Genomic DNA, 24135 nt, shown 5'->3' on the forward strand with positions numbered 1-24135 from the left:
CCCTTGTCACTCGCCGGTGACGCCGTCGATGCGTTCCCGGATCAGGTCGGCGTGGCCGTTGTGCCGGGCGTACTCCTCGATCATGTGCACGTACACCCAGCGCAGGTTGAAGGTGCGCTTCTTCGCGCCGACCTCGATGAACGTCTCGTCGAGCGAGTGGCCGGCGGCGGCCTCGCGGGCCAGTGCCACCTCGCGGTGGAAGGTGGCGAAGTCGGCCTCGGCGTCGGCGGCGCTGACGTCGTGGTCGGCGTCCGGGTTCTCCGGGGTGAAGTACGGGTAGTCGACGGGCTCGCCGGCGAAGTTCTCCCGGAACCACCAGGCCTCCACCTCGGCCAGGTGCCGGACCAGGCCGAGCAGGGTCAGCCCGGACGGTTGCACGCTCGGCGTGCGCAACTGCTCCTCGGTCAGCCCGGCACACTTGAGCAGCAGCGTCTGTCGGTGGTAGTCGAGCCAGCCGTCGAGCATGGTGCGCTCGTCGCCGACGTACGGTTCGGGAGTCCGGGTTATCTCCGGTGCGGTCCAGATCATGCCGCGCATCCTGCCCGGCACCCCGGACATGCCGCGACGGGTTATCAGGGCACCACGACGACGGGCCAGCGGCCGGCACGGACCAGCCGGGTGGCGACCGAGCCGACCAGCCGGTGTCCGGCCTGCTCGGACGCGCCGACCACGAGCATGTCGGCCTGGAACTCGTCGGCCGCCGCGCACAGCTCGCCGTACGCGTCGCCGCGCCGCACCAGCAGGGTCACCGGGATGCCCCACTGCTCGGCCCCACGCCGGCACTCCCGGCGCAGTTCGTCGGCCAGCTCGTCGTGCGTGCGTTGGACCGCGCCGGCGTCCATGCCGGGAACCAGGGCGGTCAGCCCGCTCGGTGAGCTGACGAAGACCACCACCAGCGCGGCGCTCTGCCGACGGGCCAGGCCGGCGGCGTAGGCACCGGCCCGCTCGGAGGTGCGGGTGCCGTCGACACCCGCCATGATCACCCGAGGGCCGTCCGTGCCGCGCTCGAAGGGCAGCGGTCGGGTCCGGGGGCCGTACTCCTCGCGGTCCGGTGCTCCCACGCCCATGGCTCTACCTCACCTCTGCTCGCCGGTACGGATCACGGCCGCGCCAGCGCCGGCGGCGACTGTCGATTCCCGCTCGACCTCGGCGGAAACCGGGCTGTCGTTGTGCTGACGCAGCGGCACCTCCTTGATGCAGAGCACCGCGATGAACGCGATCAACGCGAACGGGGCGGCCACCAGGAAGATGTCGCCGGCACCGTGGCCGTACGCGCTCTCGACGACAGCCCGCAGCGGGCCGGGCAGGGTGTGCACGTCGGGCAGGGTGCCGCCGCTGCCGGAGCTGGAGGCGGGGATGCCGAGCTGGGCCAGCCCGTCGGCGGTGTAGTCCTTGACCCGGTGGGCGAGCACCGCGCCGAGGGCGGAGACACCGATCGCGCCACCGAGGCTGCGGAAGAACGCCACCACCGAGCTGGCCGCGCCGAGCTCGTGGACGCTGACGGTGTTCTGCACGGCGAGGACCAGGTTCTGCATCGTCATGCCCAGGCCGAGGCCGATCAGCGCCATGTACACGCTGAGCAGGGTGAAGCTGGTGTCCGCGCGGAGCGTGCCCATCAGGGCGAAGCCGACGGTGAGCAGCGCCGTGCCGATCACCAGGTACCGCTTCCAGCGGCCGGTCGTGGAGATGACCCGCCCGATCACCGTGGAGGCGACCAGCAGGCCGAGGATCATCGGCAGGGTCATCAGACCGGACATGGTCGGGCTCTGGCCGCGGCTGATCTGGAAGTACTGACCGAGGAAGATCGACGCGCCGAACAGAGCCACACCGACCGCGACGCTGGCGACCACGGCGAGGGTGATGGTGCGGTTGCGGAACAACCGCGGCGGGATCACCGGCTCGGCGGCCCGGGTCTCGACCCGGATCGCCAGCGCGCCGAGGAGCACGGCACCGACGACCATCGCGGCGGTCTGCCAGGACGCCCAGGCGAACTGGTCGCCGGCGAGCGAGACCCAGATCAGCAGCAGCGAGACGGCCGCGGTGATCAGAGTGGCGCCCCACCAGTCGATCTGCGCCTTCCGCTTGACCACCGGCAGGTGCAGGGTCTTCTGGAGCACGATCAGCGCGATGATGGCGAACGGCACGCCGACGTAGAAGCACCAGCGCCAGCCGAGCCAGGAGGTGTCCACGATCACGCCGCCGATCAGCGGGCCGCCGATGGTGCCGACGGCCATCACCGCGCCGAGGTAGCCGCTGTAGCGGCCCCGCTCGCGCGGCGAGATCATCGTGGCCATGATCACCTGGGCCAGTGCGGTGAGGCCGCCTGCGCCGACGCCCTGAAGCACCCGGCAGGCGATCAGCTCGCCGGTGCCCTGCGCGAGGCCGGCCAGCACCGAGCCCAGCACGTAGACCCCCAGCGCGATCTGGACGAGTGTCTTCTTGTTGGTCAGATCGGCCATCTTGCCCCAGATGGGGGTGGTCGCGGTGGTCGCGAGCAGGGCCGAGGTCACCACCCAGGTGTACGCGGACTGGCCGCCGTGCAGTTCGGTGATGATTCGCGGCAGCGCGTTCGAGATGACCGTGGAGGAGAGGATCGCGACGAACAGACCCAGCAGCAGGCCGGAGAGTGCTTCCAGGATCTGCCGGTGGGTCATGTCGACGGCGGCCGCCCGGGTGGGGACTGTGGCCTGGCTCATCGTGGGTTGCCTCCGAGCGGAGTCGAGGTGGAACGGCGGCGGGGCCGGTACGCGCGGGCCGCCTGAGAATTGCCTGAGGCAACCGTATGCCTTGGTTGCCTGAAGCAACAACTTGTGGGACCGGCGCGCTATTCCCCGCCGCGACGCCTACTGCCAGGAGTCGTTGAACCGGCCGAGCAGCCGGGCGAACTCCTCAACGTCCCGCTCCGGCCAACCGTCCAGGGCACGCAGAAACTCGCCCAGTCGCGCCGAACGGGCAACGTCGAACCGGCGCTGCCCCTCCTCGGTCATGCTGATCTGCGCGGCCCGCCGATCACTCGGATCGGGGTCGCGGTGGACCAGGCCGAGGACCTCCAACGCGTTGATCTGCCGGCTCAGCGTGCCCTTGCCCACGCCCAACCGCGCCGCCAACTCGGTCAACCGGATCGATCCGCTACGCCGCAACCAGAGCAACAGCCCATAGGTGTTCGGCTCCAGATTCGGGTGCACCTCCCGGGCGATCTCCCAGGAGACCGCCCGGCCACGGCGCAGCAAAGCGGTCAACTCGTGCTCGACCGCCCGGATCGGCTCCGGCAGGTGCTCGTCCACGGCGTAGAGACTACGGCGCGGCCGGCTCGCCGTCGCCGGAGAGTCGACGCCGCATCACGGGGCGTAGGTGCCCGTCCTTCGTGGTGCCCTCGATGACCACGTCCGCCCCGCGCCCCTGATGGGTCAGAGTGGCGACCGCGTTGCCGAAGTACGGGCCGGCCAGCTTGCGCCAGCGCACCCCCGGCCGGCGTACGCCCGCCGAACGGGCCAGCGCCCGGGTGGCCCCGGCCGGCCCCGGCGACCAGCCCAGCTTCATCAGCGGACGAATGCCCGCCGGCACCTGGTTGTGGATCGGCGAACAGGTGAGCTGGTGCACCGGAGTGACCACCGCCGGGTCCGCGAACCGGGCCCGCGCCACGTACGAGTGGTGCACGTCACCGGAGAGCACGCTGATCGACGCCGGTGGGGCGTACGCCGGGCCGGCCCCGATCCGCGCGCCGGACTGCCGCGGCGTGCCGGTGCCGATCCGGGCGAACGTTTCCGCGAGAGCCTCGAAGGACCGCCGGAACGCAGCCCAGTGCTCCAGATCCAGGGCACGCCGCAGCTTTTCCGCCCCGCGCGCCACCCACGGCCGGCGTGAGTCCGCCAGCTTTTCGTTCCACGCCTCGATGTGGTGGATGCCCTGCGGCAGCAGCCAGGGCAGCGAGGCGCCCACCACCAGGTGGTCGTAGACCCCGTGCGCCTGGTCGAGGAACCAGGCCCACTCGCCCGGCGGCAGCATCGCCCTGCTGTTGGGCTCGAGCACCCGGCTGCACCGGTTGTCCAGCATGACCAGCCGGGTCCGGCCCAGATCCAGTGCGTAGCTCCACTGATACTGCACCGCGCGCCAGCGTTCGGTGTCGTGGGCCAGGTCGGACTCCTGGTCGACCCGGTGGCCGAACTCGCGCAGCACGCTGGTGGCGTCCTCGGCGGCGGCGACCTTGGCAAAGACCGGATCGGCGACGATCTCGTCGGGCGAGAGATTGCCCAGGTGCTGGTAGACCCAGTACGAGGCGAGCCCGCTGCCGATCCGCTCCGCCCACCACGGCTGCTCGCGTACCTCGGCCCGCCACGCCGCCGAGGTGTTCCAGTCGTCGATAATCTCGTGATCGTCGAAGATCATCACGCTGGGCACCGTGGAGAGCAGCCAGCGGATCTCCGGATCACGCCAGGACTCCAGGTAGAGCTTGGTGTACTCGTCGAAACTCACCACCTGGTCGGCGGGAGCGCCCTTCGGCCGCCGCCGCCGTCGACGCAGCAACCGGCGCACAGTGGGCGAGGTGACGTCGGCGTAGACCTGGTCACCGAGCAATACGAGCAGGTCGGGCAGCGGGTTCGACTCCGGGTCCGCCATCAACCGCCGGGCGTACGCGTCCAGCGCGTCAGGTGGCAGCTTGCGGGTGGTGGAGTGCTGGGTGGTCTCCCGGCACGAGCCGAAGATCAGGTTGACCGGCTGGTCCCGGTCGTCGGCGGCCCGGGTGCGGATCACGCTCGGCGGGAACCCGCTGCTCGGCACGGGCCAGACGAGCTCGTCGTCGACGAGCACCTCGTAGGTGGTCTCGCTGTCCGGGGTGAGCCCCTCCACGACCACGAGGGCGTAGTGATGGTCGTACGCCGAGAAGGTGGGCGCGGTGCCGGTGGCGCCGTCGGCGGTGCGGACGGTGACCACGGCGGGCCCGGCGGTCTCCACCCAGATGGTGGCCCGGGTGTCCACGACTCGCCGCAGGAGTGGGCCGATGAGGAGGTGTGCGGCGGACATGGCGCGAGCCTACCGCCGGATTCCGGGCACCGGCTGCGGGCGGTGGCTGAGATGCTGGGCACCGCGCGGGAGGGCGGCGGCTGAGATGCCGGGCACCGCCTGGGAGGGCGGCGGCTGAGACTCCGTGCACGGCTCGGGGTGCGGTGGCTGGGACGCCGTCGCCGGCATCTGACAGGATTCCGGCATGGCCGAATATCTCGTCCTCGCTCTGGTCCTGCTCGGTGTGCTGATCGCCGGCACAGTCGGGTTGGTCGTCCCGCGCCTGCGGCGACGGCCCGAGCCCCCGTTGCCCCGCACGGAGGTCGACACCAGGGCCGAGGAGGATCTCGCCGGCCCGCCGGTCGAGGCACCGGAGTCCGATCTGTCCACCGGCGTCCTGGTCGAGCCGCCGCCGGTCCTCGAACCGCAGGTCGAGGTGCCCGAGCCGACCGCCGGCCGGCTGGTCCGGCTCCGCTCGCGGCTGTCCCGCTCACAGAGCGTGTTCGGCAAGGGCCTGCTCGGTCTGCTCGCCCGTGACCACCTCGACGAGGACGTCTGGGAGGAGATCGAGGACAGCCTGATCACCGCCGACGTCGGCGTCGACGCCACCCGCGACATCGTCGACCGGCTTCGCGAGCGCACCCGGGTGCTCGGTACCCGCTCGGCCTCCGAGCTGCGGGCACTGCTCGCCGCCGAGCTGGTCAACGCGCTCGACCCGAGCCTGGACCGCTCGTTGCGGACCGCCCCCAAGGACGGCGTGCCCGCGGTAGTCCTCGTCGTCGGCGTCAACGGCGCCGGCAAGACCACCACCTGCGGCAAGATCGCCCGGGTGCTGGTGGCCGACGGTCGCAGCGTGCTGCTCGGCGCGGCGGACACCTTCCGGGCCGCCGCGGCCGACCAACTGGAGACCTGGGGCTCCCGCGTCGGAGCGGAAACCGTGCGGGGGCCCGAGGCCGCCGATCCGGCCAGCGTCGCCTTCGACGCCGTCAAGCGCGGTATCGACACCGGCGTGGACACCGTGCTCATCGACACCGCCGGCCGCCTGCAGAACAAGATCGGCCTGATGGACGAGCTGGGCAAGGTCAAGCGCGTGGTGGAGAAGCAGGGCCCGATCGACGAGACACTGCTCATCCTGGACGCCACCACCGGGCAGAACGGCCTGGAGCAGGCCCGGGTCTTCACCGAGGTGGTCAACGTGACCGGCGTGGTGCTCACCAAGCTCGACGGCACCGCCAAGGGCGGCATCGTGATCGCCGTGCAGCGCAAGCTCGGTATCCCCGTGAAGCTGGTCGGCCTCGGCGAGGGCAAGGACGACCTGGCTCCGTTCGACCCGGCGCAGTTCGTCGACGCGTTGCTGGGGACTGAGGCCACCGGCCGGGACGCGTAGTCTCGGGTGACCACTGACGATCGCGCGTACGCGGGCTGGCGTGACCCTGGCCATTCTTCGCAGCGCCTCGGGAGACCGTACGTGACTTCGCAGGAGATCCCGCTCCACGGCGGCAACGTGAGCACCGTCGTCCGCGTGGGTGACACGGTCCGTCGCAACGCCGGACCGTGGACCCCGTCCGTGCACGCGCTGCTGCGCCACCTGGAGTACGTGGGGTTCACCGGAGCCCCCCGGGCGCTCGGGATGGACGAGCGCAACCGTGAGGTGCTGTCGTACCTGGAGGGGGAGTGCGGCGAATATCCGCTCGCCCCGCACTGGGTGACCGACGAGGCCCTGGTCACCGTCGCCACCATGCTGCGCATGTTCCACGACGCGCAGTACGGCTTCACCCCTCCGCAGGCGGCGGTCTGGCGCTCGTTCGGGCCCCCACCGCCGGACACCGAGGTGATCTGTCACCACGACGCCGCGCCGCACAACGTGATCTGGCGTCCGGACGGCACCCTCGGGCTGATCGACTTCGACCTCGCCTCGCCCGGAGCGCGGATCTACGACGTGGCGTACGCGGCCTGGACCTGGGTGCCGATCTTCGCGGACCGCGACTCGATCACGCTGGGCTGGAAGAACCCGGACCGCCCTCGCCGCCTCCGGCTCTTCGCCGACGCGTACGGGCTGATCCCCCGGGACCGGCACCGGCTGATCCGCACCATCCGTAAACGGATCGTGGACCACGTCGAGGGGATCCGCCGGATGGCCGCCGCCGGCGAGCCGGCGTTCGTCCGGATCGTGCACAAGGGCCACCTGCGTCGACCGATGCGCGATCTGCGACTGCTCGACTACGAGCGGCACACCCTGGAGAACGCCCTCCGCTGAGCGCCGGCCGGCGATGCTCGGCCGGGCGCGTCAAGCGCACCGGTCGATGCCGTTGACCGGTCAGCCATCGACGGTCGCCGTCCGGTCGATCCACAATCGTCCATGCTGATGACTGTGCGGAGTTCGTGACACGTCCGAAACAACCCGTCACGAAACGGAAACCCGCACGGGACCCAAAGTGAAACAGCCGGCCGCGAAGCTTCCGCGCAACCGGCCTACGGGCGACGCTGCCCCGGAAAGCCGCGAAGGAGGACTTCACCTTTTAGGAGGCCAGCGTGCCTGAAGCACCGACGATCGACGGCGCCAATACCACGTGGCTGCTGGTTTCGACCGCGCTCGTGCTGCTCATGACCCCCGGACTGGCGCTGTTCTACGGCGGCCTCAACCGGGCCAAGGGCGTACTCAACATGATGATGATGAGCTTCTCGGCTATCGGGCTCATCTCTATTCTGTGGTGGTTCTACGGATTCAGCGTCGCCTTCGGGACCGACGTGAACGGCTTCTGGGGCGACCCGGGCGCGTACCTCGGCACCAAGACCTTCCTCGCCGAGACCGACCTGTGGGGTGCCACGGCGGAGAACCCCAGCGGCATCGGCGTCCCGCTCTACGTGTTCATGGCCTTCCAGATGGTCTTCGCGGTGATCACCGTCGCGCTCATCAGCGGCGCCATCGCCGACCGGGCCAAGTTCGCCGGCTGGCTGCTGTTCGCCTTCGGCTGGGCCACCCTGGTCTACTTCCCGGTCGCCCACTGGGTGTGGGGCGGCGGCATCATCGGCGGCGACATCCACGCGCTGGACTTCGCCGGTGGCACCGCGGTGCACATCAACGCCGGTGCGGCGGCCCTGGCCGTGGTCCTGGTCCTCGGAAAGCGGCTCGGTTGGCCGCGTGAGGGCATGAAGCCGCACAACATCCCGCTGGTCGCGCTCGGTGCGGGTCTGCTGTGGTTCGGCTGGTTCGGGTTCAACGCCGGCTCGGAGCTGACCGTCGACTCGGTCGCCGGCCTCGCCTTCATCAACACCCAGCTCGCCACGGCTGCGGCGGTGCTCGGCTGGATCGCTGTCGAGTGGGTCAAGACCCGCAAGCCGACGATGGTCGGCGCCTCGTCCGGCGCCGTCGCCGGCCTGGTCGCCATCACTCCGGCCTGTGGCTTCATCGCACCGTGGGCGTCCGTCCTGCTCGGTGTCGTCGCCGGCGCGGTGTGCGCGCTCGCCGTCAGCCTCAAGTACAAGCTCGGCTACGACGACTCGCTCGACGTGGTGGGCGTGCACTTCGTCGGTGGTTGGATCGGGTCGCTCTGGCTCGGCCTCTTCGCCACCAACTCGGTCAACTCCGCGATCACCGACGTGGTGGGCGCGTCCGACGGCCTCTTCTACGGCGGCGGCGTGACCCAACTCGGACGCCAGGCGCTCGCCGGCCTGATCGTCACCGCCTGGTCGTTCGGCATCGCCTGGGTGCTCGCCTTCGTCATCGAGAAGACGATCGGCTTCCGGGTCAAGGCCGAGGCGGAGGTCGAGGGCATCGACATCGGCGAGCACGCCGAGAGCGGCTACGACCTGTCCCCGGCCGGTGGCGGCGCGGGCGGCGCGTTCGCGATGGCCGGCATCGGCACCTCCGGTGGCGGTTCGACGAGTGGTGCCAAGCCGGAGGCGGAGCCCGCCGAGCCGGTCAGCGAAAAGGTCGCCGGTTAACGTTCCTGGGATGGAGGGGTTGGACATGAAGCTGGTGACCGCAGTCATCAAGCCGTACCAACTGGACGCGGTGAAGGAGGCCCTGCACGCCCTCGGGGTGGCCGGGCTGACCGTCAGCGAGGTTCAGGGGTACGGACGGCAGAAGGGGCACACCGAGGTCTACCGGGGTGCCGAGTACACGGTCGAGTTCCTGCCCAAGATCCGGGTCGAGGTGCTCACCGACGAGATCGACGTCGACAAGGTGGTGGACGCCATCGTCGGAGCGGCCCGCACGGGCAAGATCGGTGACGGCAAGGTCTGGGTCACCGGTGTCGAAGAGGTCGTCCGGGTACGTACCGGCGAACGCGGCCTCGACGCACTCTGACGCGGGCCACGACTGACATGACCTCGTTGATCAAGAAGAACGCGTCAGGACCCGCCGATGACGGCGACGCGAACTTCTTGATCAACGAGGTCGTCGGCGTTCCCGGGGGGATCGGGGAAGCGGCCCGGCGGGGGCGGGCCGCGGCGTACGACGCGTTCCTGCGGGGGTTGCTGCCGCCGCGGGACGGGGTGGCGCTGCTGGCCGTCGGGGGCCTGGGTCGGCGGCAGTGTGCCCCGTACAGCGACCTCGACCTGGTGCTGGTGCACGCCGGGGTGCCCGGCACCGACGAGCTGGCCGCCTCGGTGTGGTACCCGATCTGGGACGCGGGCCTGCGGCTCGACCACTCCGTCCGCACCGTCGCCGAGGCGCTCTCGGTGGCCCAGGACGACGTCAAGGTAGCCCTCGGGCTGCTCGACGCCCGGATGATCGTGGGGGACCAGGCGCTGGCCGACGCGCTGATCCGCACCGCCGCCGATCACTGGCGACGTACCGCCGTCCGGCACCTTTCCGGCCTGCGGGAGGTCACCGAGGCCCGTTGGCAGGCCCACGGCGAGCTGGCGTTCCTGCTGGAGGGCGACCTCAAGGAGGCCGCCGGTGGGCTGCGCGACGTGGGGCTGCTGCGGGCGATCTCCGCCGCCGGCATCACCGACGCGCTGCGTCCCGCCGTACGCGCCGCTCACCTGCGCCTGTTGGACACCCGCGACGCGCTGCACCAGCAGGTCGGCCGACGGGTCGACCGGCTGGTCGCCCAGGAACGCGACGGAGTGGCCACCCTGCTCGGCCTGCGACAACTCCAGCCCGGCGGGTCCGACGCCGAGGGGCGGCCGGGCGCCGTGGTGGACGACGGCGACGCGCTGCTGCGTCGGGTCGCCGGTGACGCCCGCACGGTCAGCCACGCCCTGGACGACGCCTTCCGGGCCGCCGACCGGCTGCGCTCCGGCCGCTCCCGCGGCGGCAACGGCCGCCCGGTCCGCCGCCCGGTCGCCCGCGACGTGGTCGAACACGACGGCGAGTTGGTGCTCGCCCGCACGGCGATCGGGGCGCGCCCCGACCCGAGCCTCTCGCTGCGGGTGGCCGCCGCGTCGGCCACGACCCGACTCCCCATCGCGCGGGCCACCTGCGAGTGGCTGGCGGCGTACTGTCCGCCCCTGCCGGCCCCCTGGCCGGCCGAGGCCCGGGCCGCGCTGATCACCCTGCTGGGCGCCGGTCCCGGCCTGGTGCCCGCCTGGGAGACCTGCGACCGGTACGGGCTGGTCGACGGCTGGCTGCCCGAGTGGACCCGGCTGCGCAGCCTGCCCCAGCACAACCCGGTGCACCGCTTCACCCTCGACCGGCACCTCGTGCAGACCGCGCACGAGGCCAGCCGGCACGCCCGCGAGGTGGAGCGCCCGGACCTGCTGCTCCTCGGCGCTCTCCTGCACGACATCGGCAAGGGACTCCCCGGTGACCACAGCACCGTCGGTGTGCCGGTAGCCCAGGCGGTGGCCACCAGGGTCGGTCTGCCCACCGCCGAGGTCGAGCTGATCGGCAAGCTGGTCCGGCTGCACCTGCTGCTGCCCGACGTGGCCACCCGCCGGGACCTGAGCGACCCGGTCACCATCGCCTCGGTGGCCGAGGCGGTCGGCGACACCGGAACCCTCGACGTGCTGCACGCGTTGGTCCGCGCCGACGCGGCGGCGACCGGGCCGGCGGCCTGGTCCGACTGGAAGGGCCGGCTCGTCGCCGAGTTGGTCGCCCGGGTCCGCACCGCGCTGGACACCGGCGTACTCCCGGAGCCACCCGCCCCGGACCCGGAGCTGCTGGCCGGGCCTCTGCCGGTCGTCCACCTGACCGGCGACCGGGTGTCGGTCGCGGCGGCCGACCGGCGGGGTCTGCTCGCCACGGTGGCCGGCTGCCTGGCCCTGCACCGGCTGGAGGTGATCTCCGCGGACGCCTCCGCCGTCGACGGTCGGGCTCTGGTCGAGTGCCGGGTGCAGCCTCGCTACGGCCTTCCGCCGGACCCGGTCCCGCTCCGCGCCGACCTGCGCCGGGCGGTCGCCGGCGACGTGTCGGTCACCCAACGGCTGCGGGGCCGTGCCCTCGCCAGCCGTGGCGGTGGCGCGGCTCCACGGGTGGTCTGGCACCGCGAGGCGGCCACCGACGCCGTACTGCTGGAACTGCGCGCCGCCGACGCCGCCGGGCTGCTCTACCGGGTCACCTGCGCGCTCGACGAGGCCGGCGCCCTGGTTCGCGCGGCCCGCATCTCCACCCTCGGCGCCGACGTGGTCGACGCCTTCTACCTGGTGGGCGGTTGGCCGGACGACACCACCCGGGCCCGCCTGGAAGCCGCCGTCCTAGCCGCCGTCTAACCGCCCCGCCCCGCCCCGCCCCGCGTCGCCCCGGCCCCGCCCCGGCCCCGCGTCGCCCCGGCCCCGCGTCGCCGCCGCACCTCTACGTCGATCTTGCACTTTGTGTCCCCGCATACCAGGCAAAAGCCGCATAGCGACGACACAAAGTGCAAGATCGCGAGGGCGAGGGCGGGGGCGAGGGCGAGGGCGGGGGCGAGGGTGGGGCGGGGGCGGGCGGGCGGGGGTACGTCGGGGGGCGTAGGGGCGGTGCCGCTGGTGGACGGACGTCGCGCGGGGACCGCGCGGGCAGAATGACGGACATGCGGCGAGGCGGGCGGTGGTGGTGGCCGGAGGTGGCGGCGGATGCCGCGCTCGGCGTGGTGCTGCTCGGGTTCGGACTGCTCGCCACCGGGCTGGCCGGGGACAACCAGCCGGGGTCGAGGCCGGTGGACGCCGTGAGTCGGGTGCTGATCGCCGTCGCGGCGCTCGCCCTGCTGGTGCGGCGGCGTGCTCCGGTCGTCGCCCTCGCCGTGGTAACGGTGGCCACCTCGGCGTACCTGCTGATCGGCTACCCGTACGGCCCGATTCTGGTCACGTTCCTGGTCGCGGTCTACACCGTGGCCGTGTGGCTGCCGGTGCGACCGGCGGCGCTCGCCACCGGTGGCGCGTTCGTTTTGTTGTTGACGCACGTGTTCTTCGGGCGGGGGCCCGCGCCGGGTTGGACGGGAGTGCTGCCCGCGTCGGCCTGGGTGGTCGTACCGTTCGCGGTGGGGGTGGTGGTGCGGGTGAGCCGCGAGGCGACCGCGCGTACCCGTGCCGAAGAGGCCCGCGGCCGAGTTGAGCAGGCGCGACGGCAGGCCGACGAGGAGCGGCTGCGCATCGCGCAGGAGGTGCACGACGTGGTGGGGCACGGGCTGGCCGCGATCAGCATGCAGGCGGAGATCGCCCTGCACCTGCTGCCGAAGCGGCCGGAGCAGGCGGAGGTGGCCTTGACCGCGATCAGCCGGACCAGCCGCGAGGCGCTGGACGAGCTGCGGGTCACCCTGGGTGCGGTGCGCCGGGGCGCCGAGCGCGAGCCGGTACCCGGCCTGGCCCGGCTTCCGGCGCTGCGCGACCGGCTGGCCGGGGCGGGGCTCGCCGTCGAGGTGCGCGTGGTCGGGGAGCCCAGGGAGGTGCCGGCCGCGGTGGACCTGGCCGCGTACCGGGTGGTGCAGGAGGCGTTGACCAACGTGCTGCGTCACGCGGGAGTGGCGAGCGCCGAGGTGACGGTGGACTACCGGGTCGACGAGGTGACCGTCGAGGTCACCGACCGGGGGTCAGGTGCCGACCGCGCCGGGACGGCTCCGGCCGACGGCGAGGGTGGCCACGGTCTGGCCGGGATGCGCGAGCGGGTCGCGGCGCTGGGTGGGCGGTTGACCACCGGGCCGCGCGCCGGGGGCGGGTTTCGGGTGTACGCCGAGCTGCCCGTGGAGCCGACCACGTGATCCGGGTGCTGATCGCCGACGACCAGGATCTGGTCCGGCTCGGGCTGCGCGCGTTGGTGGAGAGCGAGGACGACCTGGCGCTGGCCGGCGAGGCGTCCGACGGGCTGCGGGCGGTCGAGTTGGCCCGTCGGGAGCGCCCGGACGTGGTGCTGATGGACATCCGGATGCCCGGCATCGACGGCATCGAGGCGACCCGCCGTATCGTCGGCGACCCCGACCTGACCGGCACGCGGGTGGTGGTGCTCACCACGTTCGAGCTGGACGAGTACGTCTTCGACGCGCTGCGGCACGGTGCGAGCGGGTTCCTCACCAAGGACACCAGACCGACTGAGCTGCTGCGCGCGATCCGGCTCGTCGCCGAGGGGGAGGCGCTGCTGTCGCCGTCGGTGACCCGTCGGGTGGTGCGGGAGTTCGCCACCCGGCCGTCGCGGGTGCCTCGTCCGCACCCGCGACTGGAGGCGCTGACCGATCGGGAGCGTCAGGTCGTCGGCCTGGTCGGTGAGGGCCTGAACAACGAGGAGATCGCCGTGCGGTTGGTGGTCAGCCCGGCGACCGCGCGGACCCACGTCAGCCGGGCGATGGGCAAGCTGGGAGCCCGGGATCGGGCCCAGCTCGTCGTGTTCGCGTACCAGTCGGGGTTGGTCTCGGGGTGAGGCCGGGGCCGGGCGACAGCGGCCCTACGGCCGGGCGGTTACCCTAGCGGTGGCCGGACTCCGCAGTGCCGGCCGCGTTGTGCCCGCCGGAACACTGACAAACGGGATGTTCGCGTGTTTGACACCTTGAGTGACCGCCTGTCCGGGATCTTCACCAAGCTCCGCGGCAAGGGGCGGCTCACCGACGCCGACATCGACGCCACCGCGCGCGAGATCCGCCTCGCGCTGCTGGAGGCGGACGTCGCGCTGCCGGTGGTCAAGGGTTTCATCGCGGCCGTCAAGGAGCGGGCCCGCAGCTCCGAGGTCTCCCAGGCGCTGAACCCGGCCCAGCAGATCATCAAGATCGTCAACGAAGAGCTGATCAACGTGCTCGGCGGCGAGGGACGGCGACTCCAGTTCGCCAAGCAGCCGCCGACAGTGATCATGTTGGCCGGCCTCCAGGGTTCCGGTAAGACGACCCTCGCCGGCAAGCTGGCCCGCTGGCTGAAGGGCCAGGGGCATCAGCCGCTGCTCGTCGCCGCCGACCTCCAGCGCCCCAACGCCGTCGGGCAGCTCCAGGTGCTCGGTGGCCGGGCCGGTGTCGAGGTGTACGCCCCGGAGCCCGGCAACGGCACCGGTGACCCGGTGCAGGTGGCCCGCGCGTCGATCGAGCACGCCAAGCGCGCCGCCCGCGACATCGTCATCGTCGACACCGCCGGCCGCCTCGGCATCGACGCCGAGATGATGCAGCAGGCCGCCGACATTCGCGACGCCGTCTCGCCGGACGAGGTCATCTTCGTCATCGACGCGATGGTCGGTCAGGACGCCGTCCGCACCGCCGAGGCGTTCCGCGACGGCGTCGGCATCACCGGTGTGGTGCTCTCCAAGCTCGACGGCGACGCCCGTGGTGGTGCCGCGCTGTCGGTCCGCGAGGTCACCGGGCAGCCGATCCTGTTCGCGTCCACCGGTGAGAAGCTGGAGGACTTCGACGTCTTCCACCCCGACCGGATGGCCAGCCGGATCCTCGGCATGGGCGACGTCCTCACTCTGATCGAGCAGGCCGAGCAGGCCTTCGACTCCGATCAGAAGGAGAAGATGACCGCCAAGCTGATGGGCGGTGAGCAGTTCACCCTTGACGACTTCCTCGACCAGCTCATCGCGGTGCGGCGGATGGGCCCGATCGCCAACGTGCTGGCCATGATGCCGGGCATGGGGCAGATGAAGGACCAGCTCGCCGAGCTGGACGACAGCCACTTCGACCGGGTCACCGCGATCATCCGGTCGATGACCCCGGGCGAGCGGACCAACCCGAAGATCATCAACGGTTCCCGCCGGGCGCGTATCGCCAACGGCTCCGGGGTCACCGTGATGGACGTCAACCAACTGCTCAACCGCTTCGCCGACGCGCAGAAGATGATGAAGCAGATGGGCGGCATGATGGGCCTGCCCGGCGGTGGCCGGCGCAAGGCGACCAAGTCGCCGAAGAACAAGCGCAAGGGCACCAAGGGTGGCGGTCGTCCGCGTACCGGCGCCGGCGCCGGGATGCCCGCCGGTTTCCCCGGCGGAATGCCGCAGCTCCCGCCGGGGATGGACCCGAACGACCTCGCTGGCGGCCAGGGCCTGCCGCCCGGCTTCAAGCTTCCGAAGATCGACTTCAACAAGCTCGGCAAGGGCGGCGACAAGGGCCCGCGCTGACGTGTGTCGGTGACGGCGGGCGACTGATCCGGCGCTTAGGGTGAGGTCGCCCCCTGGAAGGAGATGTCATGACCGCGGCCCCGATCCTGCCCGAACGGCACGAGTGGACGGTCGACGACCTCGGTGACCTGCCGAAGGACCTTCCGTACGAACTGATCAACGGAAGGTTGATCGTGCCGTCGCCGACTGCCGTGCACCAAGATCTCTGTGTTCGACTGCTGCTGGCCGTCGAAGTCAACTGCCCGCCGGAATACCTGGTCAGTATCGACCTGTCCATGCGGGTCGACCGGCGCAACGAGCCTCGCCCCGACGTGGTGGTCATTCGCCGTAAGCATGCCGGCCGATCGCCGGTCCCGGTGGAGGACGCCCTGCTCGCCGTGGAGGTCGTCTCCCCGACCTCCAGCTTCCGCGACATGTACGACAAGGCGAAGGTCTACGCGCACGCCGGAGTCCGGTCCTACTGGGTGGTGGACCCGTTGCAGGAACGCGTCACGCTGACCGAGTACACCCTTGGCGCCACCCGCGAGTACGAGCAGGTCGCCCACACCGAGGACCTGTTCGTCACCGAGCACCCGTGGAAGGTCTCCGTGGACCTGCCCGCCCTGACCGCTCGGAAGAACGACCTGCTCGCCCCCGACGGGGAGTGATCGGGTAGGACTGTGCGCATGGCTCTTCATGTGCGCGGCGTGCTGCTCCCCGACGACGAGGTCCGGGATCTCTGGCTGGTCGGCGACCGGGTGACCTTCACCCCCGTACCCGATGCCCAGACCGTCGTCGACGGCGGCTTCGTGTTGCCGGGGTTGGTCGACGCGCACTGCCACATCGGCATCGCCCGAGGTGGCGCCCCGATCACCTCACTCGACCAGGCCCGCACGTTGGCCCACGTCGACCGGGACGCCGGGGTGCTGGCGATCCGGGACGCCGGCTCGCCGTACCCGTACCCCGAACTGGACGACGAGCCGGACCTGCCGCGACTGGCCCGCGCGGGCCGCCACGTCGCCCCGCCGAAGCGCTACCTGCGCGACATCGGCGTGGAGGTCGACGCGACCGAGGTCGCCGCGACGGTGGCCGTGCAGGCACGGGCCGGCAACGGCTGGGTCAAACTGGTCGGCGACTGGATCGACCGTGGCGTCGGTGACCTGGCGCCGGCCTGGGACGCGGACACCCTCAGCGCCGCCGTGCGGGCCGCACACGACGCCGGGGTACGCGCCGCGGTGCACACCTTCTCCGAGTCGGCCGTCGAGATCATGGTGCGGGCCGGGGTCGACTCGGTGGAGCACGGCACCGGGCTCAGCCTCGACCTGATCGACGAGATGGCCCGCCAGGGCACCGCGCTGGTCCCCACGATGATCAACATCGCCACCTTCGGGGGGATCGCCGAGCAGGCGCGGGGCAAGTTTCCCGGGTACGCCGACCACATGCTGGCGTTGCGTGACGGCTTCCCCGAGGTGGTGCGTGCCGCGTACGAGGCTGGGGTGCCCATCTACGTGGGCACCGACGCCGGCGGTGGCATCGATCACGGGTTGGCCGCCGAGGAGATGCTGCTGCTGCACGAGCGGGCGGGCATGGCTCCGATCGACGTGCTCGCCGCCGCCTCCTGGGGCGCCCGGGAGTGGCTCGGCTTTCCCGGCCTGGTGGAGGGCGGCCTCGCCGACCTGACCGTCTACCCCGAGGACCCCCGCAGTGACCTGCGCGTCGTCCGCGCCCCGTCCCGCACGATCCTCCGCGGCCGCGTCATCCGCTGACCGCCTCCCCGAGCGCCACACCGACCGGCCCGGGGCCGAGCCGGCGCGATCTCGGCGTCGTAGCGAGATCAGGCGGGCCCGGAGAGAGAAAGATCCCCGCGACATCGGGGATGTTGCTGCCTCCTGCGCACCTGAGGCCGCAACATCCGGGAACTTGCGCGGGCGTGCGGACGGAGGACAGGGCGGCGGGGGCAGGCGATGCCGCGCCCGAGCGCACCGCTCTGACGAGCGGCGCATAGGATGTGCGGTCATGGCACGCGTGCTCACTCCCCGTGCGGAGGATTTTCCCCGCTGGTACCAGGACCTGATCGCCAAGGCGAAGCTGGCCGACAACGGCCCGGTTCGCGGCACCATGGTCATCCGACCGGCCGGCTACGCCATCTGGGAGCGTATGCAGGCTGAGATGGACGCTCGGATCAAGGCGGCGGGTGCGGAGAACGCGTACTTCCCGTTGTTCATCCCCGAGAACTATCTCAAGCGCGAGGCGGAGCACGTCGAGGGATTCTCGCCGGAGCTGGCCGTCGTCACGCACGGTGGTGGCAAGCCGCTGGCCGAGCCGGTGGTGGTGCGCCCGACCAGCGAGACGGTCATCGGCGAGTTCATGGCCAAGTGGATCGACTCGTACCGGGACCTGCCGCTGCTGCTGAACCAGTGGGCGAACGTGGTCCGGTGGGAGCTTCGGCCGCGGATCTTCCTGCGTACCAGCGAGTTCCTCTGGCAGGAGGGGCACACCGCGCACGCCACCCGTGAGGACGCCCGGGCGTACGCGCGGCGGATTCTGCACGAGGCGTACGAGGACCTGATGGTCAACGTGATCGGCATTCCGGTCGTGGTCGGTCTGAAGACGAAGCGTGAGCGCTTCGCCGGGGCGACGGCCACGTACACCTGCGAAGGCATGATGGGCGACGGCAAGGCGTTGCAGCTGGGCACCAGCCACGAGCTGGGCCAGAACTTCGCCAGGGCCTTCGACATCAGCTACTCCTCCAAGGAGGGCGGCCGGGAGCACGCCTGGACCACCTCCTGGGGCACGTCCACCCGCATGCTCGGTGGCCTGATCATGGCGCACGGCGACGACAACGGCCTGCGCGTGCCGCCGAAGCTGGCCCCGATCCAGGCGTACGTCATGATCGTCAAGGACGGCGACGGCGTCGGCGAGGCGGCGGCCAAGCTGCGCGACGGCCTGCGCGACGCCGGTGTCCGGGTCGCGCTCGACGACCGGACCGACACCCCGTTCGGCCGCCGGGCCGTCGACGCCGAGCTGCGTGGCTATCCGGTACGCGTCGAGGTCGGCCCCCGTGACCTGGCCGTTGGCAATGCGACGGTGGTGCGGCGGACCGACGGTTCGAAGACCCCGACGCCGGTGGCGGACGTGGTCACCGCGGTGCTGAGCGCTTTGGAGACGGACCAGCAGGTGCTGCACGACCAGGCGCTGGCCAACCGCGAGTCGCGCACCGTGGAGGTGGCCACCCTGGCCGAGGCGATCGAGGCCGCCGCGACCGGCTGGGCGCGGGTGCCGTGGTCGGCGGTCGGCGTGGCCGGTGAGGCGGAGGCGAACGGTCAGGGCGTCACGGTGCGCTGCCTGCTGCGCGCCGACGGGTCGGTACCGGACTCGGAGGACGAGCCGGATCTGGTCGCCATCCTCGCCCGCGCCTACTGAGACGTAGGACGGTCGTGCGCTTCGCGCCAGGCCGGCTGATCATGCATCGGAACGTGCGGCACGGCCGGATCGGGTGGGTCCGGCCGGCCCGCGTGGTCAGCGACGATGATCGAGGGTTGCTGGTCTGGATCGCCCGGGACTCGCCGGTGGCCCACGAGGTGACCGAGGCCGGGCTGGGGATGCGGGCGATGCCGTTCGCCGAGTGGATCTCGTCGACGTACCGGTTGGCGCAGGGGCGTTGGAACGGCCCGCCGCTGTTGAAGTTCCTGCCCACGGGGGCGGCGCACTCCGTCTGGTGGTTCTCCGACGCCCAGGGCCGGTTCGCCCACTGGTACGTCAACCTGGAGGAGCCCGGTGTCCGCTGGGACGACGGCCCGGTGGCCGGCGTCGACGTGGTGGACCAGGACCTGGACGTGGTGGTGTGGCCGGACCGCAGCTGGGAGTGGAAGGACGAGGGTGAGTTCGTCGAGCGGCTCGCCTTCGGCGCCGACTACTGGGTGACCGACGAGAAGGCGGTCCGCGCCGAGGGGGAGCGGGTGATCGCGCTGGCCGAGTCCGGCGAGTTCCCGTTCGACGGCACCTGGTGTGACTTCACACCCCCGCCGGAGTGGGGCATACCAGACAAACTGCCACCGGGATGGGACCGTCCACCGGTGCGCTGAGCGGTGTCGAGGTCGCCGACGACGTGGTGTACCCCTCCGATGCGGGAGATCGGCGCCGGATCTGGCAGAATGGCTAGCTGGTATCCGGCGCGCGTCCGGCGCCCTCTAACCCGGGCACGTCGCCAGTCCACCGAGTAGTCTCCGGCCCAACCCCACTGTGCCGGTCGGCGCTCACCCATGCACACCGCCCGTTTGGGCCGGTGAGATCGCAACAGGAGCGAAACAACTGTGGCCGTAAAGATCCGGCTCCTGCGGATGGGCAAGATCCGCAACCCGCAGTACCGCATCGTCGTCGCCGATTCGCGCACCAAGCGTGACGGCCGGGCGATCGAGTTCGTCGGGGTTTACCAGCCCAAGGAAGACCCCTCGATCATCGAGGTCAAGTCGGAGCGGGTCCAGTACTGGCTGTCCGTCGGCGCTCAGCCGAGCGAGGCGGTGCAGCGGCTGCTGGAGCTGACCGGTGACTGGCAGAAGTACAAGGGCCTGCCGGCCCCGCCGCCGCTCCTGGTCGCTCCCGAGCGGGCCGACCGCAAGGCGGCGTACGAGGCTGAGGCGAAGGCCGCCGCCGGGCTCGCCCCGGAGACCCCGGCCAAGCCGGCCAAGAAGGCCGCCAAGGCTGCCGAGGCTCCGAAGGCCGACGCTGAGACTCCGGCCGCCGAGGCTCCGAAGGCCGAGGCTCCGGCCGCTGCCGACGCCGGTGAGCAGGCCTGACATGCCACTGCGTCCGGCGTTGGAGCACCTGGTCAAGGGCATCGTCGACCACCCGGACGACGTCCGGGTGCGGTTGGTCGATTCCCGTCGGGGTAAGCGGCTGGAAGTCCGCGTGCACCCCGAGGACCTCGGCACTGTGATCGGGCGGTCCGGCCGGACCGCCAAGGCGCTGCGCCAGGTGATCGGCTCCATCGGCGGGCGCGGGGTTCGCGTCGACATCGTCGACTCGTACTGATGCAGCTCGTCGTCGGCAGGATCGGCAAGCCGCACGGTGTCCGCGGTGAGGTCACCGTGGAAGTGCGGACCGACGAGCCCGAGGCACGGTTCGCCCCCGGTGCAGTGCTGCGCACTGAGCCGGGGGCGACGCCCCCGACTGCGTCCCCGCGCAGCAGCGGTGTGCTGCGCACTGAGCCGGGGGCGACACCCCCGACTGCGTCCCCGCGCAGCAGCGGTGTGCTGCGCACTGAGCCGGGGGCGACACCCCCACCGGCCAGCGATGGGCCCGGGGTGCCGTTCCGGGTTCCCGCGGAGCTGACCATCGAGGAAGCCCGCTTCCACCAGGGCCGGATGCTGATCGCGTTCGAGGGCATCCTGGACCGCAACACCGCCGAGGCGCTGCGCGGGACGCTGCTCGTGCTGGACAGCGCCGACGTGACCCCACCGGACGACCCGGAGGAGTTCCACGACCACCAGTTGGTCGGGTTGGCCGTGGTGACCCCGGCCGGTGAGCGCCTGGGTGAGGTCGCCCGCATCGACCACGCGCCCTCGTCCGACCTGCTGGTGCTGCGGCGCCCAGAGGGGCGTACCGCGTTGATCCCGTTCGTCCGGGCGATCGTTCCGGAGGTCGACCTGGCCGGCGGACGTGTGATCGTCGACCCGCCAGCCGGACTGCTCGACCTTTAGGACCAGCCCGCATGCGCGTCGACGTCGTGTCGATCTTTCCGGAGTACTTCGCCCCGCTGGACCTGTCGCTGATCGGACGGGCGCGGGCCAACGGCGTACTCCACCTCGCCGTGCACGACCTGCGGACCTGGACCCATGACGTGCACCGCACCGTCGACGACACCCCCTACGGTGGCGGGCCGGGCATGGTGATGCGTCCTGAGCCGTGGGGCGAGGCGCTGGACGCCCTCGCGCCCCTCGACGCCCCGCCGCCACGGCTGCTGGTGCCGTCGCCGGCCGGTGCCCCCTTCACCCAGGCCATGGCGTACGAGTTGGCGGCGGAGTCGCATCTGCTCTTCACCTGCGGCCGCTACGAGGGGATCGACCAGCGGGTCCTGGCGCACGCCGCCACCCGGATGCCGGTCACCGAGGTGTCGCTCGGTGACTACGTGCTCTTCGGCGGCGAGGTCGCGGTCCTGGTGATGCTGGAGGCGGTCACCCGGCTGCTGCCCGGGGTGCTGGGCAACGCGGGCTCGTTGGACGAGGAGTCGCACGCGCACGGGCTGCTGGAGGCGCCGATCTACACCAAGCCGCCGAGCTGGCGTGGGCACGACGTGCCGGAGGTGCTCCGCTCCGGTGACCACGGCAGGATCGCCCGCTGGCGGCGCGAGGAGGGTCTGCTGCGCACCGCCGCCCGCCGGCCGGATCTGCTGGCCGCGCTACCGGCCGACCGGCTCGACAAACGGGACATCGCGGCCCTGGACCAGGCCGGATTTCAACCTCCACCGGGGGATGTGGCAAAGTAGGGGGGTTGCCGCATCCGTCCGCGCCCGCGGTCGGCTGCGAGGATCCCCGACCGGGGTCGGTTCGCCGATCACCACCCGGGAATCAGAATCACCCACCCGCGCACCGAGTGACGGTGCGCCGTGAGCCTTACGAGGACGCAGCGATGAACATCCTGGACGCCCTTGACGCCCAGTCGAAGCGGACCGACCTTCCCGACTTCCGGGCCGGTGACACCGTCAAGGTGCACGCCCGCGTCGTCGAGGGCAACCGGTCCCGTGTCCAGATCTTCCAGGGCGTCGTGATCCGTCGCCAGGGTGACGGTCTGCGCGAGACCTTCTCGGTCCGCAAGGTCAGCTTCGGTGTCGGCGTCGAGCGGACCTACCCGCTCAACGGCCCGGGCATCGACCGGATCGAGGTCGTGACCCGCGGTGACGTGCGTCGCGCCAAGCTCTACTACCTGCGCGAGCTGCGCGGCAAGAAGGCCAAGATCAAGGAGAAGCGGGAGAAGCAGCCCAGCTGACTTCCCGCTCGCCACGCCGCCCGAGCTGCGCGTATGCCGTACCGACCAGAGCGCACTACCCTGGTCGGTACGGGCGCAGCGAGGCAGCGGTCCCGCCCCAGGTGGCGGGTAGTTGTCCACGACCGCCCGTGGAGCCTCGACGAGGCTCCCGGGCGGTGGTGTTTTCTGCGGACCGGGGAGTGGCGTGGTGCAGACGCTTGACGAGGACGGCACCGTCGATCCGTGGCGCCGACGGGCTCGCCGCACCCGCCGGCAGATGCCGCTCTGGCAGGAGTTGCCGCTGCTGCTGGTGGTCGCGTTCTGCCTCGCGGTGCTGATCCGCACCTTCCTGCTCCAGGCGTTCTTCATTCCGTCCGGCTCGATGGAGGACACCCTCCTCGTCGGTGACCGGGTGCTGGTCAACAAGGTCGTCTACGACGTTCGCGACCCGCTGCGCGGCGAGGTGGTGGTCTTCCGGGGCACCGATCGCTGGGCGCCGCAGGTCGACGAGCAGCCGGAGCCCGGCGTCAGCGGCCGGCTCGCCCGCACCGTCGGCGACCTGGTCGGGGTGAGCCGCCCCGGTGAGAAGGACTTCATCAAGCGGGTGATCGGTCTTCCCGGTGACCGGGTCGCGTGCTGCGACAGTCAGGGTCGGGTGACCGTCAACGGCATCCCGCTCAACGAGTCGTACGTCCTGCGGGACTCACCCCTGGACCTGCCGCCCAACCCGGCAGAGTGCCGCTCCCGGCGCTTCGACGAGATCGTCGTGCCACCCGGTCAGATCTTCGTGATGGGTGATCACCGTGAGGTCTCCCAGGACGCCCGTTGCCAGGGGCCGGTGCCGATCGACAACGTGGTCGGCCGGGCCTTCATGGTGGTCTGGCCGTCGTCGCGGTGGAGCGCCCTGTCGGTGCCGTCCACGTTCGAGGACGTCTCCGGGCCGGTCACGGCGTCCCCCGGTGCGACTCCGGCGCGACCGACTCCGCAGGGCGGTGTGCTGCTGATGCTTCCATTGGTAGCCGCGCTGCGTGGTTCCCGCGCGTTCCGGACGGTGCCGTCCAGCCGGGCAACGTAGGCTCCTTGGCGTGATTGACGAGCAGACCGACAAGCCGCGCAGCTCCTTCTGGAAGGAGCTGCCGATCCTGCTGGGTGTGGCGATCCTGGTCGCGGTGCTGGTCCGCGCCTTCGTGCTGCAGACCTTCTTCATCCCCTCCCCGTCCATGGAGAACACTCTCAAGATCGATGACCGGGTGCTGGTCAACAAGCTGGTCTACGACTTCCGGTCACCGCACCGCGGCGAGGTGATCGTGTTCAAGGCGCCGACCGCGTGGAGCGGTAACCCCGACGGTGAGGACTTCATCAAGCGGGTGATCGGCATCCCCGGTGACCACGTGGTCTGCTGCGACCCCGAGGAACGGTTGATGATCAACGGCAAGTCGCTGGACGAGCCGTACATCTTCTCCATGGACGGGATTCGCGACAAGGCCGCCGACCAGGAGTTCGACATCACCGTGCCGAAGGGTCGGCTGTGGGTGATGGGCGACCACCGCTCCGCCTCCGGCGACTCGCTGGAGCACTGGCAGCAGTCGCAGCAGGACATCACCGAGGCCACCATCCCCGAGGAAGACGTGGTCGGGCGGGCGTTCACCGTCTTCTGGCCGGTCAACCGGGCCACCTGGCTGACGGTGCCCGACGGGTTCGACGGCATTCCCAAGCCGTAGGCCGACGGGGCGTGGGCGATCCGC

At 71.4% G+C, this 24135-nt stretch carries 24 protein-coding genes; 19 read left to right on the forward strand and 5 right to left on the reverse strand.

Features of this window, described 5'->3' with window-relative positions; translation table 11 throughout:
• Nucleotides 1-6 precede the first annotated feature (6 nt).
• From AB0877_RS10070 to AB0877_RS10090, 5 genes are all read right to left on the reverse strand, one after another.
• Nucleotides 7-528 carry a DinB family protein gene (locus tag AB0877_RS10070; RefSeq protein ID WP_366608236.1) on the reverse strand — a complete coding sequence of 174 codons (522 nt, stop codon included), beginning with the start codon at nucleotides 526-528 and terminating at the stop codon, nucleotides 7-9.
• A 44-nt stretch (nucleotides 529-572) separates the two neighbouring features.
• Entirely contained in the window at nucleotides 573-1067 is a 495-nt protein-coding gene (locus tag AB0877_RS10075; protein WP_355005258.1) for a universal stress protein, read from the reverse strand.
• Nucleotides 1068-1076: 9 nt separating this feature from the next.
• A complete protein-coding gene (locus AB0877_RS10080) occupies nucleotides 1077-2696 on the reverse strand; it encodes an MDR family MFS transporter (RefSeq protein WP_366608237.1) in 1620 nt (539 codons plus the stop codon).
• 147 nt (nucleotides 2697-2843) lie between these two features.
• Nucleotides 2844-3284 (reverse strand): MarR family transcriptional regulator, encoded by a 441-nt coding sequence (locus AB0877_RS10085; RefSeq protein ID WP_366608238.1) that lies wholly within the window; start codon nucleotides 3282-3284, stop codon nucleotides 2844-2846.
• Nucleotides 3285-3294: 10 nt separating this feature from the next.
• The gene (locus AB0877_RS10090; RefSeq protein ID WP_366608239.1) at nucleotides 3295-5022 is read right to left on the reverse strand and encodes an alkaline phosphatase D family protein; all 1728 of its coding nucleotides are present in this window, start codon (nucleotides 5020-5022) and stop codon (nucleotides 3295-3297) included.
• A gap of 184 nt (nucleotides 5023-5206) precedes the next feature.
• Between AB0877_RS10090 and ftsY the strand changes: the two genes are divergently transcribed.
• The 19 genes from ftsY to lepB (AB0877_RS10185) all read left to right on the forward strand — a co-directional run bounded on the left by ftsY (nucleotide 5207) and on the right by lepB (AB0877_RS10185) (nucleotide 24111).
• Nucleotides 5207-6388, forward strand: a complete 1182-nt coding sequence (gene ftsY / locus AB0877_RS10095; protein ID WP_366608240.1) for a signal recognition particle-docking protein FtsY — start codon at nucleotides 5207-5209, stop codon at nucleotides 6386-6388.
• A 6-nt stretch (nucleotides 6389-6394) separates the two neighbouring features.
• Entirely contained in the window at nucleotides 6395-7258 is an 864-nt protein-coding gene (locus tag AB0877_RS10100; RefSeq protein ID WP_366608241.1) for an aminoglycoside phosphotransferase family protein, read from the forward strand.
• Nucleotides 7259-7533: 275 nt separating this feature from the next.
• Entirely contained in the window at nucleotides 7534-8946 is a 1413-nt protein-coding gene (locus AB0877_RS10105) for an ammonium transporter (RefSeq protein WP_366608242.1), read from the forward strand.
• 25 nt (nucleotides 8947-8971) lie between these two features.
• Nucleotides 8972-9310 (forward strand): P-II family nitrogen regulator, encoded by a 339-nt coding sequence (locus tag AB0877_RS10110; protein WP_172862163.1) that lies wholly within the window; start codon nucleotides 8972-8974, stop codon nucleotides 9308-9310.
• A gap of 17 nt (nucleotides 9311-9327) precedes the next feature.
• Nucleotides 9328-11658: a [protein-PII] uridylyltransferase gene (locus AB0877_RS10115; protein WP_366608243.1), complete on the forward strand. Its 2331-nt coding sequence runs from the start codon at nucleotides 9328-9330 to the stop codon at nucleotides 11656-11658.
• Between the two features lie 299 nt (nucleotides 11659-11957).
• Nucleotides 11958-13121, forward strand: a complete 1164-nt coding sequence (locus AB0877_RS10120) for a sensor histidine kinase (protein ID WP_366608244.1) — start codon at nucleotides 11958-11960, stop codon at nucleotides 13119-13121.
• Nucleotides 13118-13774: a response regulator transcription factor gene (locus AB0877_RS10125; RefSeq protein WP_366608245.1), complete on the forward strand. Its 657-nt coding sequence runs from the start codon at nucleotides 13118-13120 to the stop codon at nucleotides 13772-13774. Before AB0877_RS10120 ends, AB0877_RS10125 begins: the two co-directional genes overlap by 4 nt.
• A gap of 114 nt (nucleotides 13775-13888) precedes the next feature.
• Entirely contained in the window at nucleotides 13889-15448 is a 1560-nt protein-coding gene (gene ffh, locus AB0877_RS10130; protein ID WP_357269939.1) for a signal recognition particle protein, read from the forward strand.
• Nucleotides 15449-15516: 68 nt separating this feature from the next.
• A complete protein-coding gene (locus tag AB0877_RS10135; RefSeq protein WP_366608246.1) occupies nucleotides 15517-16095 on the forward strand; it encodes a Uma2 family endonuclease in 579 nt (192 codons plus the stop codon).
• 18 nt (nucleotides 16096-16113) lie between these two features.
• The gene (locus tag AB0877_RS10140; protein ID WP_366608247.1) at nucleotides 16114-17193 is read left to right on the forward strand and encodes an amidohydrolase family protein; all 1080 of its coding nucleotides are present in this window, start codon (nucleotides 16114-16116) and stop codon (nucleotides 17191-17193) included.
• A gap of 250 nt (nucleotides 17194-17443) precedes the next feature.
• Nucleotides 17444-18850 (forward strand): proline--tRNA ligase, encoded by a 1407-nt coding sequence (gene proS, locus AB0877_RS10145; protein ID WP_366608248.1) that lies wholly within the window; start codon nucleotides 17444-17446, stop codon nucleotides 18848-18850.
• A 14-nt stretch (nucleotides 18851-18864) separates the two neighbouring features.
• A complete protein-coding gene (locus tag AB0877_RS10150; protein WP_366608249.1) occupies nucleotides 18865-19512 on the forward strand; it encodes a DUF402 domain-containing protein in 648 nt (215 codons plus the stop codon).
• A gap of 228 nt (nucleotides 19513-19740) precedes the next feature.
• Nucleotides 19741-20223 (forward strand): 30S ribosomal protein S16, encoded by a 483-nt coding sequence (gene rpsP / locus AB0877_RS10155; RefSeq protein ID WP_366608250.1) that lies wholly within the window; start codon nucleotides 19741-19743, stop codon nucleotides 20221-20223.
• A complete protein-coding gene (locus tag AB0877_RS10160) occupies nucleotides 20198-20458 on the forward strand; it encodes an RNA-binding protein (protein WP_186718042.1) in 261 nt (86 codons plus the stop codon). The genes rpsP and AB0877_RS10160 overlap by 26 nt, the downstream gene beginning before the upstream one ends.
• Nucleotides 20458-21126 (forward strand): ribosome maturation factor RimM, encoded by a 669-nt coding sequence (gene rimM / locus AB0877_RS10165; protein WP_366608251.1) that lies wholly within the window; start codon nucleotides 20458-20460, stop codon nucleotides 21124-21126. Before AB0877_RS10160 ends, rimM begins: the two co-directional genes overlap by 1 nt.
• An 11-nt stretch (nucleotides 21127-21137) precedes the next feature.
• Nucleotides 21138-21911: a tRNA (guanosine(37)-N1)-methyltransferase TrmD gene (trmD, locus tag AB0877_RS10170; RefSeq protein ID WP_366608252.1), complete on the forward strand. Its 774-nt coding sequence runs from the start codon at nucleotides 21138-21140 to the stop codon at nucleotides 21909-21911.
• A gap of 143 nt (nucleotides 21912-22054) precedes the next feature.
• Nucleotides 22055-22411, forward strand: coding sequence for a 50S ribosomal protein L19 (gene rplS / locus AB0877_RS10175; protein WP_030335223.1), 357 nt, complete (start codon nucleotides 22055-22057; stop codon nucleotides 22409-22411).
• Between the two features lie 184 nt (nucleotides 22412-22595).
• Entirely contained in the window at nucleotides 22596-23465 is an 870-nt protein-coding gene (gene lepB, locus AB0877_RS10180; RefSeq protein WP_366608253.1) for a signal peptidase I, read from the forward strand.
• 10 nt (nucleotides 23466-23475) lie between these two features.
• Complete coding sequence (lepB, locus tag AB0877_RS10185) at nucleotides 23476-24111, forward strand: signal peptidase I (RefSeq protein WP_366608254.1); 636 nt, start codon at nucleotides 23476-23478, stop codon at nucleotides 24109-24111.
• Nucleotides 24112-24135: the final 24 nt, after the last annotated feature.

This window comes from Micromonospora sp. NPDC047644, assembly GCF_040704315.1.
Classification (GTDB): Bacteria; Actinomycetota; Actinomycetes; order Mycobacteriales; family Micromonosporaceae; genus Micromonospora.

What these genes read in the sequence shown, in the direction of transcription:
- AB0877_RS10070 (WP_366608236.1), bottom strand. Translation starts at nt 528, where the DNA reads ATGATCTGGACCGCACCGGAGATAACCCGGACTCCCGAACCGTACGTC.
- AB0877_RS10075 (WP_355005258.1), bottom strand. Translation starts at nt 1,067, where the DNA reads ATGGGCGTGGGAGCACCGGACCGCGAGGAGTACGGCCCCCGGACCCGA.
- AB0877_RS10080 (WP_366608237.1), bottom strand. Translation starts at nt 2,696, where the DNA reads ATGAGCCAGGCCACAGTCCCCACCCGGGCGGCCGCCGTCGACATGACC.
- AB0877_RS10090 (WP_366608239.1), bottom strand. Translation starts at nt 5,022, where the DNA reads ATGTCCGCCGCACACCTCCTCATCGGCCCACTCCTGCGGCGAGTCGTG.
- ftsY (WP_366608240.1), top strand. Translation starts at nt 5,207, where the DNA reads ATGGCCGAATATCTCGTCCTCGCTCTGGTCCTGCTCGGTGTGCTGATC.
- AB0877_RS10110 (WP_172862163.1), top strand. Translation starts at nt 8,972, where the DNA reads ATGAAGCTGGTGACCGCAGTCATCAAGCCGTACCAACTGGACGCGGTG.
- AB0877_RS10115 (WP_366608243.1), top strand. Translation starts at nt 9,328, where the DNA reads ATGACCTCGTTGATCAAGAAGAACGCGTCAGGACCCGCCGATGACGGC.
- AB0877_RS10120 (WP_366608244.1), top strand. Translation starts at nt 11,958, where the DNA reads ATGCGGCGAGGCGGGCGGTGGTGGTGGCCGGAGGTGGCGGCGGATGCC.
- AB0877_RS10135 (WP_366608246.1), top strand. Translation starts at nt 15,517, where the DNA reads ATGACCGCGGCCCCGATCCTGCCCGAACGGCACGAGTGGACGGTCGAC.
- AB0877_RS10140 (WP_366608247.1), top strand. Translation starts at nt 16,114, where the DNA reads ATGGCTCTTCATGTGCGCGGCGTGCTGCTCCCCGACGACGAGGTCCGG.
- proS (WP_366608248.1), top strand. Translation starts at nt 17,444, where the DNA reads ATGGCACGCGTGCTCACTCCCCGTGCGGAGGATTTTCCCCGCTGGTAC.
- rimM (WP_366608251.1), top strand. Translation starts at nt 20,458, where the DNA reads ATGCAGCTCGTCGTCGGCAGGATCGGCAAGCCGCACGGTGTCCGCGGT.
- trmD (WP_366608252.1), top strand. Translation starts at nt 21,138, where the DNA reads ATGCGCGTCGACGTCGTGTCGATCTTTCCGGAGTACTTCGCCCCGCTG.
- rplS (WP_030335223.1), top strand. Translation starts at nt 22,055, where the DNA reads ATGAACATCCTGGACGCCCTTGACGCCCAGTCGAAGCGGACCGACCTT.